Origin of the sequence: Streptomyces sp. NPDC002889, assembly GCF_042888425.1 — a bacterium.
GTDB lineage: Bacteria > Actinomycetota > Actinomycetes > Streptomycetales > Streptomycetaceae > Streptomyces.
The window spans coordinates 64,510-78,636 of record NZ_JBIAPT010000027.1; the positions used below are offsets into that span (position 1 = coordinate 64,510).

13 protein-coding genes are annotated in these 14,127 nt (G+C 69.2%); 9 read left to right on the top strand and 4 right to left on the bottom strand.

Going from position 1 to position 14,127, the window contains the following annotated elements; translation table 11 throughout:
- The first annotated feature begins 5 nt into the window (after window positions 1-5).
- Both ACFYWI_RS31670 and ACFYWI_RS31675 read left to right on the top strand, forming a co-directional pair.
- The gene (locus ACFYWI_RS31670; RefSeq protein ID WP_389239151.1) at window positions 6-1,343 is read left to right on the top strand and encodes an ABC transporter permease subunit; all 1,338 of its coding nucleotides are present in this window, start codon (window positions 6-8) and stop codon (window positions 1,341-1,343) included.
- On the top strand, window positions 1,340-2,278 hold the full coding sequence (locus tag ACFYWI_RS31675) for a carbohydrate ABC transporter permease (RefSeq protein ID WP_389239153.1): 939 nt from the start codon (window positions 1,340-1,342) through the stop codon (window positions 2,276-2,278). The genes ACFYWI_RS31670 and ACFYWI_RS31675 overlap by 4 nt, the downstream gene beginning before the upstream one ends.
- Before the next feature lie 307 nt (window positions 2,279-2,585).
- Here the strand turns inward: ACFYWI_RS31675 and ACFYWI_RS31680 are convergent, their stop codons facing one another.
- Window positions 2,586-2,813 carry a hypothetical protein gene (locus ACFYWI_RS31680; protein ID WP_389239156.1) on the bottom strand — a complete coding sequence of 76 codons (228 nt, stop codon included), beginning with the start codon at window positions 2,811-2,813 and terminating at the stop codon, window positions 2,586-2,588.
- 137 nt (window positions 2,814-2,950) lie between these two features.
- Between ACFYWI_RS31680 and ACFYWI_RS31685 the strand changes: the two genes are divergently transcribed.
- On the top strand, window positions 2,951-3,706 hold the full coding sequence (locus ACFYWI_RS31685; protein ID WP_389239158.1) for a type 1 glutamine amidotransferase domain-containing protein: 756 nt from the start codon (window positions 2,951-2,953) through the stop codon (window positions 3,704-3,706).
- 32 nt (window positions 3,707-3,738) lie between these two features.
- Here the strand turns inward: ACFYWI_RS31685 and ACFYWI_RS31690 are convergent, their stop codons facing one another.
- A complete protein-coding gene (locus ACFYWI_RS31690; RefSeq protein ID WP_389239160.1) occupies window positions 3,739-4,392 on the bottom strand; it encodes a phosphoribosyltransferase in 654 nt (217 codons plus the stop codon).
- 359 nt (window positions 4,393-4,751) lie between these two features.
- Between ACFYWI_RS31690 and ACFYWI_RS31695 the strand changes: the two genes are divergently transcribed.
- Window positions 4,752-5,264: a GNAT family N-acetyltransferase gene (locus tag ACFYWI_RS31695; RefSeq protein WP_389239162.1), complete on the top strand. Its 513-nt coding sequence runs from the start codon at window positions 4,752-4,754 to the stop codon at window positions 5,262-5,264.
- Window positions 5,265-5,312: 48 nt separating this feature from the next.
- Here ACFYWI_RS31695 and ACFYWI_RS31700 read toward each other — a convergent pair whose 3' ends face one another.
- Together ACFYWI_RS31700 and ACFYWI_RS31705 are read right to left on the bottom strand one after the other, a co-directional pair.
- Complete coding sequence (locus ACFYWI_RS31700) at window positions 5,313-6,026, bottom strand: class E sortase (RefSeq protein ID WP_389239164.1); 714 nt, start codon at window positions 6,024-6,026, stop codon at window positions 5,313-5,315.
- Window positions 6,027-6,182: 156 nt separating this feature from the next.
- Window positions 6,183-6,719, bottom strand: coding sequence for a CAP domain-containing protein (locus ACFYWI_RS31705; RefSeq protein ID WP_389239166.1), 537 nt, complete (start codon window positions 6,717-6,719; stop codon window positions 6,183-6,185).
- A gap of 590 nt (window positions 6,720-7,309) precedes the next feature.
- Here ACFYWI_RS31705 and tgmA point away from each other — a divergent pair.
- The 5 genes from tgmA (at window position 7,310) to ACFYWI_RS31730 (ending at window position 13,636) form a co-directional block, all read left to right on the top strand.
- Entirely contained in the window at window positions 7,310-7,501 is a 192-nt protein-coding gene (gene tgmA / locus ACFYWI_RS31710; protein ID WP_389239168.1) for a putative ATP-grasp-modified RiPP, read from the top strand.
- A 13-nt stretch (window positions 7,502-7,514) separates the two neighbouring features.
- Window positions 7,515-8,462, top strand: a complete 948-nt coding sequence (gene tgmB / locus ACFYWI_RS31715; RefSeq protein ID WP_389239170.1) for an ATP-grasp ribosomal peptide maturase — start codon at window positions 7,515-7,517, stop codon at window positions 8,460-8,462.
- A gap of 632 nt (window positions 8,463-9,094) precedes the next feature.
- Window positions 9,095-11,389, top strand: coding sequence for an MMPL family transporter (locus ACFYWI_RS31720; RefSeq protein WP_389239172.1), 2,295 nt, complete (start codon window positions 9,095-9,097; stop codon window positions 11,387-11,389).
- Between the two features lie 140 nt (window positions 11,390-11,529).
- Window positions 11,530-12,060 (top strand): hypothetical protein, encoded by a 531-nt coding sequence (locus ACFYWI_RS31725; protein WP_389239174.1) that lies wholly within the window; start codon window positions 11,530-11,532, stop codon window positions 12,058-12,060.
- 334 nt (window positions 12,061-12,394) lie between these two features.
- Complete coding sequence (locus ACFYWI_RS31730; protein WP_389239176.1) at window positions 12,395-13,636, top strand: cation:proton antiporter; 1,242 nt, start codon at window positions 12,395-12,397, stop codon at window positions 13,634-13,636.
- Window positions 13,637-14,127: the final 491 nt, after the last annotated feature.

A 14,127-nucleotide genomic window follows, 5' to 3' on the forward strand; every position in this document is an offset into this window, starting at 1 on the left:
CCGTCATGGCTGTCAACGCCCAGGCCCGCGCCGCGAATCCGCGGCGCCGGGCCGAGCGCAGAAGGCGGACCGTCGCGATCGCCTTCGTGCTGCCCGCCCTGCTGCTGCTCGGCGCGCTCGTCGTCTACCCCGTTCTGTTCTCCATCGGCCGCAGTCTTTTCGACGCCACCGGCGACCGCTTCGTCGGCGGCGCCAACTACGCCGAGATATTCAGCGACCCCGCCACGCTCAAGGCGATCCGCAACAGCACCATCTGGGTCGTGGTCGCGCCCGTCCTGCTGACCGGCCTCGGCCTGGTCCTCGCCGTACTCACCGAAAAGGTGCGCTGGGCAACCGCGTTCAAACTGCTGCTGTTCCTGCCCATGGCGGTCTCGTTCCTCGCCGCCGGCATCATCTTCCGCCTGGCGTACGAACAGGATCCGGACCGTGGCGTGCTGAACGCCATGGTCGTCTCGGTCCACGACAGCTTCACCGGCAATTCCGCCTACCCCACGGCCAGAGCCCGCGAGAACCAGGGCCTGACCAAGGAGGCCGGCGGCTCGTACGGCACCACCGAGGCGATCGCGCCCGGAGCGAGCGTCCAGCTCGGCTTCGTCGGCGTGGCCCCGGACAAGATGCCCGTCGAAGCCAGGCCCGCCCACGGCGCCGCCGACACGCAGGCAGCTGCCGACGAGGTCAGGGGAGTGGTCTATCTCGACTTCACCCCCGGCGGTGGCGGCAAGCCCGGCACCGTCGATCCGAAGGAGAACGGACTGCCGGGCATGACCGTGGAGGCGGTACGGGACGGAGAAGTGGCCGCCACCGCCACCACCGGACCCGACGGCTCCTTCAGCCTGGCCGGCCTGGCGGACGGTTCGTACACCGTCCGTCTCCCGGCCGACAACTTCGCCGCGCCCTACGAAGGCGTCTCCTGGCTCGGGCCCGCCCTGGTCACTCCGGCCATCATCGGCGCCTATCTGTGGATCTGGACCGGCTTCGCGATGGTGCTGATCGGCGCCGGGCTCGCCTCGCTGCCCCGCGAGGCCCTGGAGGCGGCCCGGATGGACGGCGCCAACGAGTGGCAGATCTTCCGCAGGATCACCGTGCCGCTGCTCGCACCCGTGCTGACCGTGGTCTTCGTGACCCTCGTCATCAACGTGATGAAGGTCTTCGACCTCGTCTACATCATCGCGCCGGGCCCTGTGCAGGAGGAGGCGAACGTCCTGGCCACCCGGATGTGGCTGGTCTCCTTCGGCGGTGGGAACAACCAGGGGCTCGGCAGCGCACTGAGCGTGCTGCTGCTTCTGCTGGTCGTCCCCGCCATGATCTTCAACGTCCGGCGCTTCCGCGGGAGCAGGAAATGAGCCATCACAGCACCATCGAGCGCACTGGCACCCCAGAGCCCGCCAAGACCGGCGCACCGGGCCCCTCCCTGTCGCCGCGGCGGCGCCCCACGGCGTCCGGCCGACTGGCCCGTTGGATCGGGAGCGGTGTGGTCCAGGCGGTCCTGATCGTTGTCGCACTGGTGTGGATCACCCCGCTGGCCGGGCTGCTCTTCTCCTCGATGCGCTCCGAGAGCGACAACGCCACGGACGGCTGGTGGACCGCGCTGACCGATCCCGGTCAGCTCTCGCTGGACAACTACACGGCCCTGCTGAAGGACTCCGACATCACCGGGGCGTTCTGGAACACCGTGCTGATCTCGGTGCCCACCACGCTGCTCGTCGTCGTGCTCGCGGCCCTCGCCGGATACGCCTTCGCCTGGCTGGACTTCCCCGGCCGCGACGCCATCTTCCTCGTCGTGGTCGGTCTGCTGGTGGTGCCCATTCAGATCGGTCTGCTGCCCGTCGCCAAACTCTTCGGATCCGTCGGCCTGTTCGGCACCATCCCGGGCGTCGTGCTCTTCCATGTCGCCTACGGACTGCCGTTCGCGGTCTTCCTGCTGCGCAACTTCTTCGCGGAGATCCCGCGGGAGATGCTGGAGGCGGCCCGGATGGACGGCGGCAGTGAGTGGCGGATCTTCTCCCGGCTGATCCTGCCCCTCGGCCGCCCCGCGCTCGCGAGCCTGGCCATCTTCCAGTTCCTGTGGGTGTGGAACGACATGCTGGTCGCCCTGCTCTTCGCGGACAGCGAGTCCCAGCCGCTGACCGTCGCGCTCCAGTCGGAGATGCGACAGTTCGGCAGCAACATCGGGGTGCTGGCACCCGGTGCGTTCCTCTCCCTGGTGGTGCCGGTGGTCGTCTTCTTCGCCTTCCAGCGGCACTTCGTGCAGGGAGTGATGGCCGGCTCGGTCAAATGACGGCCGGCGAGCATGCGCAGCGGGCCCCGCACCCACCCTGTGCGGCTGCCCGCTGCGCGTACTCGTGGCGCCGATGACATCGAAAGGGCCCGCTTCTGTTCGACGCATGGGCCACCGTGTCGACGCATGAGCCCACCGTGCGCGGCGTGATCCCTCGCGGTCACTTCTCCTCGAGCACGGACAGCACGTTGCCTGCCGGGTCCTTGAACCATGCGATGGACGGTGTCGCCTTCCTGGCGCACGAATGCCCTTCTCGACCGCCGCGAACTCCACGTAGTGCTCGAACCGCACACCGCGTGCGGTGAGGTCACTGACGGCCTTGGCCAGGTCGTCCACACGAAATTGAGAAGGGTGAAGCTCGCGGGCCGGTGATCCGCATTCGGTACACGAGAACGGTGGTGTCGCCTGCGATCTGCAGGAACAGCATGCCCTTCTCCTCCGAAACGGGAATGCCGAGTGTTCCGCCGTAGAACTCCTTGGCCTTCGCGATGTCGTCGACCGAGAAGCCGCTGAATGCCTTGGTGTACGCGAACATGGCCACCCCTTCCTGCCGGCCGGCCCCCGGTGTCCATGGTCCCCCCGGCCCCGGTGCCCGGCGACCGGCACCGTCCCGGGACGCCGACGTCCGTGCCGGTCCTCGTCGAGCGGCCATGGGCATGCCATCATGGCCGGGTGCGTGTGCTGATTCCGGTCCCCGACCACGATTTCGACGTCACCGAGGTGGCGGTGCCGTGGCGCCTGCTCACCGATGCGGGACACGAGGTCGTCTTCGCCACCGAACGCGCCGGCACGCTGCCTTCCGCCGATCCGCGGCTGCTGACCGGCGTGCTCTTCGGGCAACTCGGAGCCGAGCCCGACGCCAAGCGCTGCTACGCAGAGCTGACGCAGAGCAGGGAGTTCGCCCGGACGATGGCCTGGGCCGACCTCGAGATGGCGGAGTTCGACGGACTGATTCTGCCCGGCGGGCATGCACCCGGGATGAGGCAGTATCTCGGCTCGGAGGTTCTGCGGCAGCAGGTCGCCGCCTTCTGGGCGCTGGACCGGCCGGTCGGCGCGATCTGTCACGGCGTTCTGGTGCTGGCCCGGACGACCGGCACCGCGAGCGGCCGCAGCGTCCTTGCCGACCGGCGTACGACATGCCTGCCCAAGTACATGGAACGCTCCGCGTATCTGATCACGGCCTGGCGCCTGGGGCGTTATTACCGCACGTACCCGGCCTATGTCGAGGACGAGGTCAGGGCGGCGCTGACTGCGCCGACCGCGTCGTTCGAGCGCGGCCCGCGAGTGCTGGCCGGCCGCGGGACCGCTTCCGACGACACCCACGCGTTCGTCGTCCAGGACGGTAACTATCTGTCGGCTCGCTGGCCCGGAGACGCCTACCTGTTCGGGCGGCGGTTCATCCAACTCCTCGACGCCGCGGCCGCATAGGCCCCGCAGCGAGTGGGTTGCCGACGGGGTGGTCAGTGGGCGGCGAAGGCGGCCTGCAAGGTCCGGATCACCTCGTTGTCATCGATCTGCTCGAAGTCGTCGTACCACTCACCCACCGACCGGAAGCCCAAAGGCCGGTGCAGACAGAGCAGTTCATCGACCTCCGCGCCGACGGTCAGAGACGACTCGGTGGAACACACAGGCACGGCCAGCACCACGCGCGCCGGCTGATCCGCGCGCACGGCACTCAGTGCGGCCCGCGCGGTGACACCCGTCGCCAGCCCGTCGTCGACCACGATCACCGTCCGTCCACGCAGGTCCGGAGCCGGACGCCGGCCCCGGTACAGGTCAGTCCGGCGGTTCAGTTCCGCACGTTCCGCGGCCACCTGCGCACCCAGGCGATCAGGCGTCAGATCGAGCATGGCCAGAGCCTGCTCGTCGTACAGGGGCGGGGCGTCACCGACCAGTGCTCCGATGCCCAGCTCGCGATTGAACGGGGCACCGATCTTGCGCACGACGAGGACATCCAGAGGTGCATCCAGTGCTGTGGCGATCTCGTCCCCCACGGGCACACCGCCGCGGGGCAGTGCCAGCACGAACGGGTCCGTCAATTGTCCACTGCGCTGCTTTTCGACGAGGCGGGCGGCGAGTTCGCGCCCGGCTGCTCTGCGATCAGGGAACCGCATGACTGCCTGCTTCCTGTGAAACGCCCTGCCTCCCGCCCCGGCACTCGCGGTGCCGGAAGGGAGCCCGCTCACCGCCCTGGCGCGTTCGCCTGCTTCCAGGTGGCGTCCATCGCTCGGGCGATCGTGCTCGCTCCTTCGCTGCAGCGCCCCAATCGTCGGGTAACCGCTGAAAATCTCCCTAAACCGGTTGTAGGTGCATACGGGGATACGCCGTCACGTCACCGGTGCACAGCCGGCTGCAGCGCCGCCTTCGACCCGTACCGGAGCACCTGGACGTACCCCCTGCGCTTCGCCCCGGTGAAGTGATCCACATCCGAGCGATGTTGGGGTCGTCCCCTTTCGATGTCATGATCGCGTGCATGACCGAAGCGCCCCTTGGCGGCCACTGGCCCACCACCCTGGTGACATCCCGCCTCACGCTGCGTCCCATGGAGCACCCGGACCTGCCGGCGATCGTCCGCCTGTGGACGGACGCCGAGGTGCGTCGCCATCTCGGCGGACCGGTCGACAAGGAGACAGTGCGCGCCCGAAAGGACAAGTGCATCGGCGCCCCGGGCGCGTTCAGCGTCGTACGGCACAAGGACGGCGCCGTCGTAGGTCTGGTGTCCGTGGAGCAGGCGGCCCGCGACGGCCGCACGGAGATCTCGTACCAGATGCTGCCCGAGCACTGGGGGCACGGTTATGCCCGCGAGTCGGTGGCCTCGGCCGTCGCCTGGGCGTCCGCCCGGGTGCCGTCGCAGGCACCCGGCATCGTGGCGGAGACCCAGGCCGCCAACAGCCCGTCCCGCCGCCTGCTCGAAGACCTCGGAGCCACCTTGGCCGACAGCTTCGTCGAGTGGGGTGCCGCGCAGGTGCTCTACGTGTTGAGGTAGTGCTCCAGGCGGTCGACGCAGTCGCCCGTGGGGTGTGGCCGTAGCGCATCACGGGGTCGGCGACGGGCTCACCGACTTGCGCAGCACACCGATCTTGTCGATGCGGTGCTCGGGATTGCCACGGTCGTCGCGCCAGAAATTCCCGGCCGCGTTGTCCTCCGGCGTCGCGCACGTGGAGATGGTGATCATGGCTTTCGTGGGGTGTTTGCCGGGGAAGCCGGGAACCGCGGCCCGCTGCTCGGCCAGCGACCGCTCGGAGCGGAAAGAGGTCCGGCGGCTCTCGATGATCACGTACTCGTGGACCACGCCGCTCGACCTGACCAGGACCGAGTCGCCCTTGGCGACCGACGGGAGGTCGCGCAGGGGACCGCCGGCAGACAGGCGATGGGCTGTGATCAGGTAGTTGCCTATTTCTCCGGGCCCGACGCCGCCCTGGTCGCCGTACGGGCTGGCGGCCGCGCCGCGGTTCTGTATCCGGGTCCCCGGCCAGTCGTCCGTCGTCCCCTTGTACGGGACGACGCTCAGGTCCTTGAGACCGATCGACGGTATCGACAGGGACGCCGTCCGGGTGCGCGGGGTGGTCTTGTCGGGAGTCGGCTCGGGCGAGCTCGGTGCTGCCTCGTCATGCGCGGGTGTCGTGGGTGCGGGGACGGGACGGGGGGTGCTCGCGGGGGCGGGCTCGCTGCCACCGGTGGCACAGCCGCCCAGCGCGAGGATCAGCCCGCAGACCAGCGCGACGGGAACAGCTCGGAAATGGGCCATGGCACTTCGCGGGGGTAGCTGGGACGTGTCGGCCCACCGCGCCTCGACGCGGCTGCCTGGCAGAAGAACGACCGGGACCGGCCAGGTGTTCCCTGGGCGGCCCGGGTCATCGACAGTGACTGATCCGGTACGCACAGTGGCTCGGTCGCTGGAACGTCAGCGTCGCCTGCCGAAGTTCTGCACCCACCACGGGCCGTTGCCGGCGAGGTTCACCCCCACGCCGATCTCCTTGAGCGAGCAGTCCAGGATGACCTCTCGATGGTCTTCGCTGTCCATCCACTCGCTCATCGCCTCGGCAGGGGTCTTCGGCCCACGGTCGATGTTCTCCCCCCACTTGGTCCAGCTGTAGCCCGCGGCGGCGATCCGGTCGCCGCCGTCGCGGCCTTCGGGACTTTGGTGCTCGTAGTAATTGCGGAAGGCCATGTCGTCGGCGTGCGCCCGGGCGGACGCCGACAGGCGGCCGTTGGCGTGCACCGGCGTGCACCCCGCCTGCACCCGCCGTGCGTTGACCAGGGCGACGACCTGTTCGGCGTACGTCGATCCGCCGCCCAGGAGCCTGGCGGTGTGCGCGGCGGGCTGGGTTGTCCTTGCGGGCGCGGGCACAGGGGTTGCGCCGGCGTCACGCTCGCCGTCCGAACCGCTCCACACGAGCGTCCCTGCGACAACGGCGGCGATCGTCACGAGTCTGGTCATCATCCGGGTCCGGGCGCCCGCCGGCACTTTCGCTGTGGGCGGCCCACTCGAAGGCTCATCGTCTCGGTGCTGCATGCTCCCAGATCCTGGCATCGGGACCGTGCGACAGCCAGTAACGGGCCCCGGCCTGTCGCCCGTCCGGAGCTCACCTGTACGCGTCGTCCCGCAGACGGGCCCGCGCACGTTGAGTCAGAACCTGGCACTGACGGTGGTGTTGCCCGCCCATCGGTGCGAGAGTCTCAGGTGATCGTCCGGCCGGAGGGGCGGCCGTCCTGTCTTTCGTCGAACAGGCGCTCCAGGGAAGCGATTTGGGGAAGTTTGCGGCCGCTTCGGTGTCGCGTGCGTCACGCCGGGGCCAGAAAACGAAACCCATGGGGCGGGTGTGACGTCTGCCTGAGTGGCTCCAAGAAGTCGGATTTCGGCACCAGTTCGGGCCGGTCGACAACCGTCGCACGGGCTGCTGCCCGGATCCGCCTTCCGGTCGGCCAGCAGCGCTCAAATGGTGACTCATCGTATTGAAACCATTACGTCCTTCTATACGTACTGTTACCGAGCGCCCGAGCAGCCCCGCCCGGGCAAGGAGGAAGAGCATGAGACCGTTCGCGTGGAACTTCGCACGCCCTGCCGAGCTGTCACCGATCACGGCGACCTACTCGTACGACCAGACCCTGCAGTTGAACGTCCTGCCGGACGGGCGCCCCGCCATCATGGACAGAGCGTTGCTCGCAGCTGCCGGGACCACGACCTCCAAGGCCGGTTCCGCAACCCACTTCGACGACTGACCGGCTGTGCGCGATGACGGTGCTGATCCTGACGTGCGAGCAGGACGTGACTGCGGACATGGTGGTCGCGGAGCTGCATGCGCAAGGCGTCCCGCTCGTGCGGTTCGATCCGGGTGACCTCCCCGGTGAGGCGGCACTGTCGGCCGAATACGTGCGGGGCGAGTTCCGCGGCTATCTGTCGACCGGTGGGCGCGTGGTGAGCATGGACAGCGTCCGCTCGGTCTGGATGCGCAGGCCCAGTGAACCGGCCGCGCACGCCGCCGAGCCCTCCGCCTGGCTCTCCCTGGAGACAGGGCAGGCGCTCTACGGGATGCTGGACTGCACGGCGGCACGCTGGATGAACCACCCCAGCGCCGCCGCGAAGGCCCGGCACAAGCCGTGGCAGATCCGCGTCGCGCACCGCAGCGGCTTCCCGGTGCCTGCCACGCTCATCACCACGCATCCGAAGATGGCGCGTCAGTTCGCGGACCAGTACCGGCATGTCGTCGTGAAGTCCGTTTCGGGGAAGCCGCCCGGAGATCCGCCGATGGCACTGCCCACGACCCTCGTCCCTCCGGACACGGACTTCGCGGGCGTCGCGGCCGGTCCCACCCTGCTGCAGCGTTACATCGCCAAGTGTGCCGACATCCGGCTGACCAGCGTGGGCGACGAGCACTTCGCGGCACGCAAGGTCGCTGAGCCCGGCCAGGTGGACGGACGCTACGGAGAGACCGGACACAGTTGGGAGGCCGTCGAGGTACCCGCGAGAGTCGCGCGGGCCGTCGAGACGTACAAAAAGCTCGCCGAACTCACTTACGGTGCCTTCGACTTCGCTGAGGACTCCGAAGGAACCTGGTGGTTCCTGGAGTGCAACCAGGGTGGCCAGTTCGGCTTCGTGGAACTGGAGACCGGACTCCCGATTGCGGCAGCCGTCGCGTCGTGGCTGGGTGTCGCGCCCGCGCCACCCCACGCGGGGGTGTAGGGGGCGCCATGGTGCGCCGCCCCACCGCATCGCCGTCTGCGCATCCCCTCGGCGGCCCCGGGCCACGATGCCGGCCGGCAGGACAACGGGGTGGCGCGGACTGCCGGGGAGAGCCGGCCGGCGGCAGCCGTCGGTGCGGGGGCGGTGCAACGCTGCCGCCGGAGCGATCCCTCGGCGCGCTTGCGCGCAGGGCGCGAGGTCCGGGCGCCGGGACGCGCCGGCGCGCGGCCGCCGTAGGAGAGGCCGCCGCGGGCCACTGCAGGGCACCGGCCGACCTGACCCCGTGCCCCCTGGCCGTAGTCGCCTGCGCTCCTCGGCGCATTGCATCTCCACGGCTGGGCATGACCGGACATCTCCCCGTGCCTGCCGCACGGTGATCAACGTTGTGCGCCCGGGGTTGCAAGAGCGTTCGGCGCCACGAGCCGCGGCACCCGTGTACGCGTACTGGTCCGGGACGACGCGCGTGCCGAAGGGTCACCCGTTCCCCCGCGTCGGCGTGCCGTGCCCGCTCATCCGCATTTCAATGCGGAGTGTCCGATGTGTTCTCTCGGGAGGTGATCCGCGAGAGCCCCCCGGACCTCGGCGACCGCACGGGCGCCGGGCGCCCAGTGCCGAGTACGCCGGGAGTACGCATGCCGATACCGCAGCCCGCGCCGGATCGTGCCGCTGCGCCCCGACCGAAGGGCGTGCTGCGGCGCACCGGGGAGTGGTGCGCCCGTCACGGCGTGCTCGTCATCGTGCTGTGGCTGGTCGCCGTCGCCGGGGTCCAGGTGCTGGAGCGCGCGTTCGGCGGCGACTACTCGGACAACTTCGCCCTGCCGGGAACCCAGTCGCAGGACGGCCTCGACGTACTGAAGGCGCACGAGCCCGCCGCCGGCGGATACAGCGCCCAGGTCGTCCTCAACGACACCTCGAAGCCTCTCACCGATGTGAGCAGCCAGGTCTCGACCGTGGTGGCCAGTCTCCAGAAGCTGCCGCATGTGCTCAGCGCGCAGAACCCGCTGCCCCCGCCCGGTTCCACGCCACCGAAACAGCCCGCGGGCACTCCTGACGTGGGCCCGCTGTCCACCGACGGGAAGACCGCGTACATCACCGTCCGGTTCGACACCCAGCCCTCGATCCTGGGCGCGTCGTACCTCGACGGCGTGGACAAGGCCGTCGAGCCGCTGCGTGCGTCCGGCGTGGATGTGGAGTACGGCGGCACGCTCGGTGAACTGGCCCGGCCCGAGCCCAACGACCGGCTCAGTGAGGCGATCGGCTTCGGCGTGGCGATCCTGGTGCTGCTGATCGGCTTCGGCAGTGTCCTGGCGGCGATCCTGCCCCTCGTGACCGCCCTGATCGCCGTGATCTGCGGCCTGGGCCTGCTGGGGCTGCTGGCCGCCGCGACCACGTTCGCCACGGTCTCGCCGACGCTGGCCACGATGATCGGTCTCGGCGTCGGCATCGACTACTCGCTGTTCCTGATCACCCGTCACCGCCAGAACCTGATGAACGGACGGGATCCGGTGACCGCGGCAGGCATGGCCGCCGCCACCAGCGGCCACGCCGTCCTGGTCTCCGGCTGCACGGTCATCATCGCCCTGTCCGGCCTGTGGGTTTCCGGCATCAGCTTCATCGGCAAACTCGGCGTGGCCGCAGCCGTCACGGTGATCACCGCGGTGCTCGGCGCGATCACCCTCGTTCCGGCGATGCTCGGGGTGATCGGCCGGCGGATCGACAAGTACCACGTACGCAAGCCCGTCGCCGAGACCGATGCCGAGCCGGGCGAGGAAGTGCACGGCACCTGGCACCGTTACGCGCAGCGGGTGGAGCGCCGACCCTGGTGGTTCCTGATCTCCGGTGTGGTGGTCCTCGCCGTTCTCGCGATCCCGCTGTTCTTCATCCAGCTCGGGCACATCGGGGACGGTGCCGACCCGAAGTCCTTCACCGACCGGCGTGCCTTCGATCTGATGTCCTCGGCGTTCGGGCCGGGTTCGAACGGCCCGCTGACCCTCGTCGTCGACCAGAGCGACGTACCGCAGGCGGACCGCCAGGCCCTCGCCGCACAGGCTCAGAACGCCCTCGCCAACGTGCCGAACGCGTACACGATCACCCCGCTGAAGCCCACATCCGACGGCGATGTGCTCATCGGCACCGCCTACTCCGTCGCCGCCCCGCAGGACGAGAAGACGACCGAACTCGTCAACCACCTGGAGGGCGATGCCCTGCCCCAGGCGGTTTCCGGCACCGACGCCCGCACCTATGTGACGGGGACGACCGCCGCCCAGGTGGACTTCCTGGACATCGTCTCCAGCCGCCTGCCGCTGATCATCGCTGTGGTCGTCGGCCTGGCCTTCCTCGTCATCCTGGCCGTCTTCCGCGGACTGCTCGTCGCTCTCAAGGCGGCTGTGCTCAATGTACTGTCGATCGCTGCCTCGTACGGCGTCATCGTCGCCGTCTTCCAGTGGGGCTGGGGCGGACCGGCGCTCGGCGTCTCGGGCGATGTGCCCATCGAGAGTTATGTGCCGATGATGATGTTCGCCATCGTCTTCGGGCTCAGCATGGACTACGAGATCTTCCTGCTCTCCCGCGTCCACGAGGCATGGCTGCGTACGGCGGACCCGAAGGCCAGCGTCGCCCACGCGCTGGAGATCACCGCACGCGTCATCACCTGTGCGGCCCTCATCATGGTCAGCGTGTTCGCGGCGTTCATCGTCAGCGACAACATCGTGGTGAAGATGCTGGGACTGGGCCTGGCGGCGAGTGTTCTCATCGACGCCACCATTGTCCGGTTGCTCCTGGTGCCCGCGGCGATGACGCTCCTCGGCAAGTCGGCCTGGTGGATTCCCCGCTGGCTGGACCGGACGCTGCCCCATGTGAACGCCGAGGGCGAAGAGCAGGCGGTCCCGGCCCCGGCTCCGGCCGGGAGCCGGGAGCCGATCGCCTGACCGCCGGTCGGCATCGAGCAACGAGTTCCGCCCAAGAGCAACCAGAAAAAAGACCGATTGCTCTGCAACCATACGATTTCCACCGGTGTCTACGTTGGTGACACCACTGGTCCCCGTATCTGGAGAAATTGGGGGACACCATGATCCAACGTCCGCGCCTCGCGGCTGCAGCCGCCGGCATACTGCTCACCGCCGGGGTCGGTGCCACGATCCCCGCTTCCGCTTCCGCGTCTTCGCCGCAGACCTCTGCGGCAGCCGCCGCTCCGGCGACCGCTCTGGTCACCAATGCCCGTTGGGGCGGCCACGGATCCTTCGACCGGATCGTCATCGATGTCCGCGGCACCCTGCCGCCGGTCACCGTGAAGCCGGTGAAGGAACTGCGCTACGACGGGTCGGGCCACAAGGTCCCGCTCGCCGGAAAACACTTCCTGGAGATCAAGCTCTCTCCCGCGGCCGCCCACAACGAGGCGGGCGCATCCGTCTACAAGGGGCCGCGACTGGTCAAGGTCTGGCTTCCCACACTCAAGGGGCTCGCTCTGACGGGTGACTTCGAGGGTGTGGTCACCTTCGGGGCGGCCTTCGACGCCAAACCGTCCTACAAGACGTCGAGGCTGCACTCGCCGGAGCGGCTCGTGCTCGATGTCTGGATCCCGTCCGGCTGCCGCGCCTGAGACGAGGGGAACGGCGCACACCTCACGGCTCGTCCGCCCAGCGGTGTGCGCCGCATCCTGTCGGCCTCCGCCTGATTGCCTTCGGGGACCCGTCCCCGTGGGTGCGGGCCGGCGCAAGCCAGGACGGCAACGGCCGGGTGGACCGCCCGAGGAGTGCGCAGTGAAGCGGCATTGCCAGTTCCTCAGCTCTCCGTGAGATGGACTTGGACTGCCGGCGTGCTCGGTGACGGGAGCAAGGGGTGACTTCCTCGGCAGCGTCGGCAACGGCCGCGTGCACGTCCCGCCTAAGCTCATGTGCGACCGGGGGGACGCGCAGAGCAGGAAAGCGGGTGGCATGCTTGCCGTCGCGGTCATCGCGGGAATTCTGTTCGTCTGGTCGCTTCTTGCGCACCGGCTTTCGCGATGGAGCATCACCGCGCCCATCGCGATGATGGTGGCGGGTATCGCGCTGACCGGAGGATCGGACCCCCCGCTTCGGTTCGATCTCGACACGGCCGTGTTCGAGCATGCCGTGGAAGTCGTCCTGGCCCTCCTGCTCTTCGTTGACGCCATCGAGGTTCCCGGCGGAATCCTCGGGCGGGAGAAGGCTCTGGTCCTGCGCCTGCTCGCTGGTGCCCTGCCGCTCACCCTGTGTGCCACGTTCCTGGCCGGGTACCTGATCTTTCCCGATCAGTCGGGCTGGCTGCTGGCGGTCCTGGCGACCGTCGTCGTTCCGCTGGATCTGGCCCCCACAGCCGCCGTCGTCCGTGACCACAGAATCCCCGCCCGGCTGCGCGAGGTGCTCAACGTCGAAGGGGGCCTCAACGACGGCATCGTCTCGCCGGTCTTTCTCCTCTGCATCGCCGTCGCGGCCGAATCACACGGCGCGCATGCCGACTACGCGGGCGCGCTGCTGGATGCGGTCGAGGCAGCCGCGTGGGCTCTCGCCGCCGGCCTGGCCGTCGGCGGTGCGGCCGGCCGGCTGCTGCGTACATCGTGGTCGCACGGGTGGACCCAGTTGTCGGCGATGAGGCTGGGCGTGCTCGCCGTCCCGGTGGCGGCGTACGCCCTCTCCGGTGCTCTGGGAGGGAACGGGTTCGTCGCCTCCTTCGTGGCCGGTGTCTGCTTCGCCCCGGCCGTGCAGCGGCTTCCGAAGAGTGCGGTGGAGATGACCGACGACCTGGTCACCCTCATGACCCTCGCGCTCTGGTTCCTGTTCGGGCAGATTGTCAACAACGCGTTCTGGGACGGCTTCGAGGCCTCGGTCATCCTCTACGCGCTGCTCGCCGTCACGCTGGTCCGCATGCTTCCCGTCCTGCTGGTGCTCATGGGGACGGGATTGAGGCCGGCGGACAAGCTGTTCCTGGGCTGGATGGGCCCGAGAGGTGTGACATCCATCGTGTTCGGGGCGCTCGCGGTCATCGATCTGCCGGACGACAGTGCGGACTTCATCGCCCGCGTCATGGTGATGACCGTCATGCTCAGCATCGTGCTCCACGGACTGAGCAGCGAGCCGATCGGCCGCCTCTACGCCCGGCGCGCCGGCGACCGCCGGGCCGAGGCGCTTGCGGATGCACGCCGGGACGACGAACCGTGACGGGCTCGGGACCGGCTGGTCCACCCGGCAGGCGGACGCGCCTGCCGGCTCACCAGTGCAGCCACGGACCAGCGCGGCCCGGGGTACGCCGGGCATGAGGAGGCGGAATGAGGGCATCCGGCTCAACGCCCAGGAGTTCCTGCTGTTCAGGGACGGACTGCCGCAGCTTTCGGCGCCAGGATGGAAGCTACTCGGCGATGCCCTTGCGAAAGCGGAGCGGGGCGAGCTCGCCGGCCGTAGCCCGGGACGTCGTCGAACGGTACCTGTCCGCCGGGGAACCCCTGCAGGGAGGCACGTTCGCCCGAAAACGGAGTGGCCGAATCCGTACCCCGAGGCGCGGACCGTCCCTGAGAGCGGCCCGGGTCCGTCCGAACGGCGCCCGGACGAGTATGTCCGAAGTGCCCATGCAGACGGCGAGGCGGATGACGTTCTTGCCTGCTCCCCGAGCTCGTGGCCGATGACATTCGGTCGCGCACCGTGGCGTGAACGGC

Excerpts from the sequence above, each read along its gene's own strand:
- ACFYWI_RS31670 (WP_389239151.1), top strand. The coding sequence starts at position 6 with ATGGCTGTCAACGCCCAGGCCCGCGCCGCGAATCCGCGGCGCCGGGCC.
- ACFYWI_RS31675 (WP_389239153.1), top strand. The coding sequence starts at position 1,340 with ATGAGCCATCACAGCACCATCGAGCGCACTGGCACCCCAGAGCCCGCC.
- ACFYWI_RS31680 (WP_389239156.1), bottom strand. The coding sequence starts at position 2,813 with ATGTTCGCGTACACCAAGGCATTCAGCGGCTTCTCGGTCGACGACATC.
- ACFYWI_RS31690 (WP_389239160.1), bottom strand. The coding sequence starts at position 4,392 with ATGCGGTTCCCTGATCGCAGAGCAGCCGGGCGCGAACTCGCCGCCCGC.
- ACFYWI_RS31695 (WP_389239162.1), top strand. The coding sequence starts at position 4,752 with ATGACCGAAGCGCCCCTTGGCGGCCACTGGCCCACCACCCTGGTGACA.
- ACFYWI_RS31700 (WP_389239164.1), bottom strand. The coding sequence starts at position 6,026 with ATGGCCCATTTCCGAGCTGTTCCCGTCGCGCTGGTCTGCGGGCTGATC.
- ACFYWI_RS31705 (WP_389239166.1), bottom strand. The coding sequence starts at position 6,719 with ATGACCAGACTCGTGACGATCGCCGCCGTTGTCGCAGGGACGCTCGTG.
- tgmA (WP_389239168.1), top strand. The coding sequence starts at position 7,310 with ATGAGACCGTTCGCGTGGAACTTCGCACGCCCTGCCGAGCTGTCACCG.
- tgmB (WP_389239170.1), top strand. The coding sequence starts at position 7,515 with ATGACGGTGCTGATCCTGACGTGCGAGCAGGACGTGACTGCGGACATG.
- ACFYWI_RS31720 (WP_389239172.1), top strand. The coding sequence starts at position 9,095 with ATGCCGATACCGCAGCCCGCGCCGGATCGTGCCGCTGCGCCCCGACCG.
- ACFYWI_RS31725 (WP_389239174.1), top strand. The coding sequence starts at position 11,530 with ATGATCCAACGTCCGCGCCTCGCGGCTGCAGCCGCCGGCATACTGCTC.
- ACFYWI_RS31730 (WP_389239176.1), top strand. The coding sequence starts at position 12,395 with ATGCTTGCCGTCGCGGTCATCGCGGGAATTCTGTTCGTCTGGTCGCTT.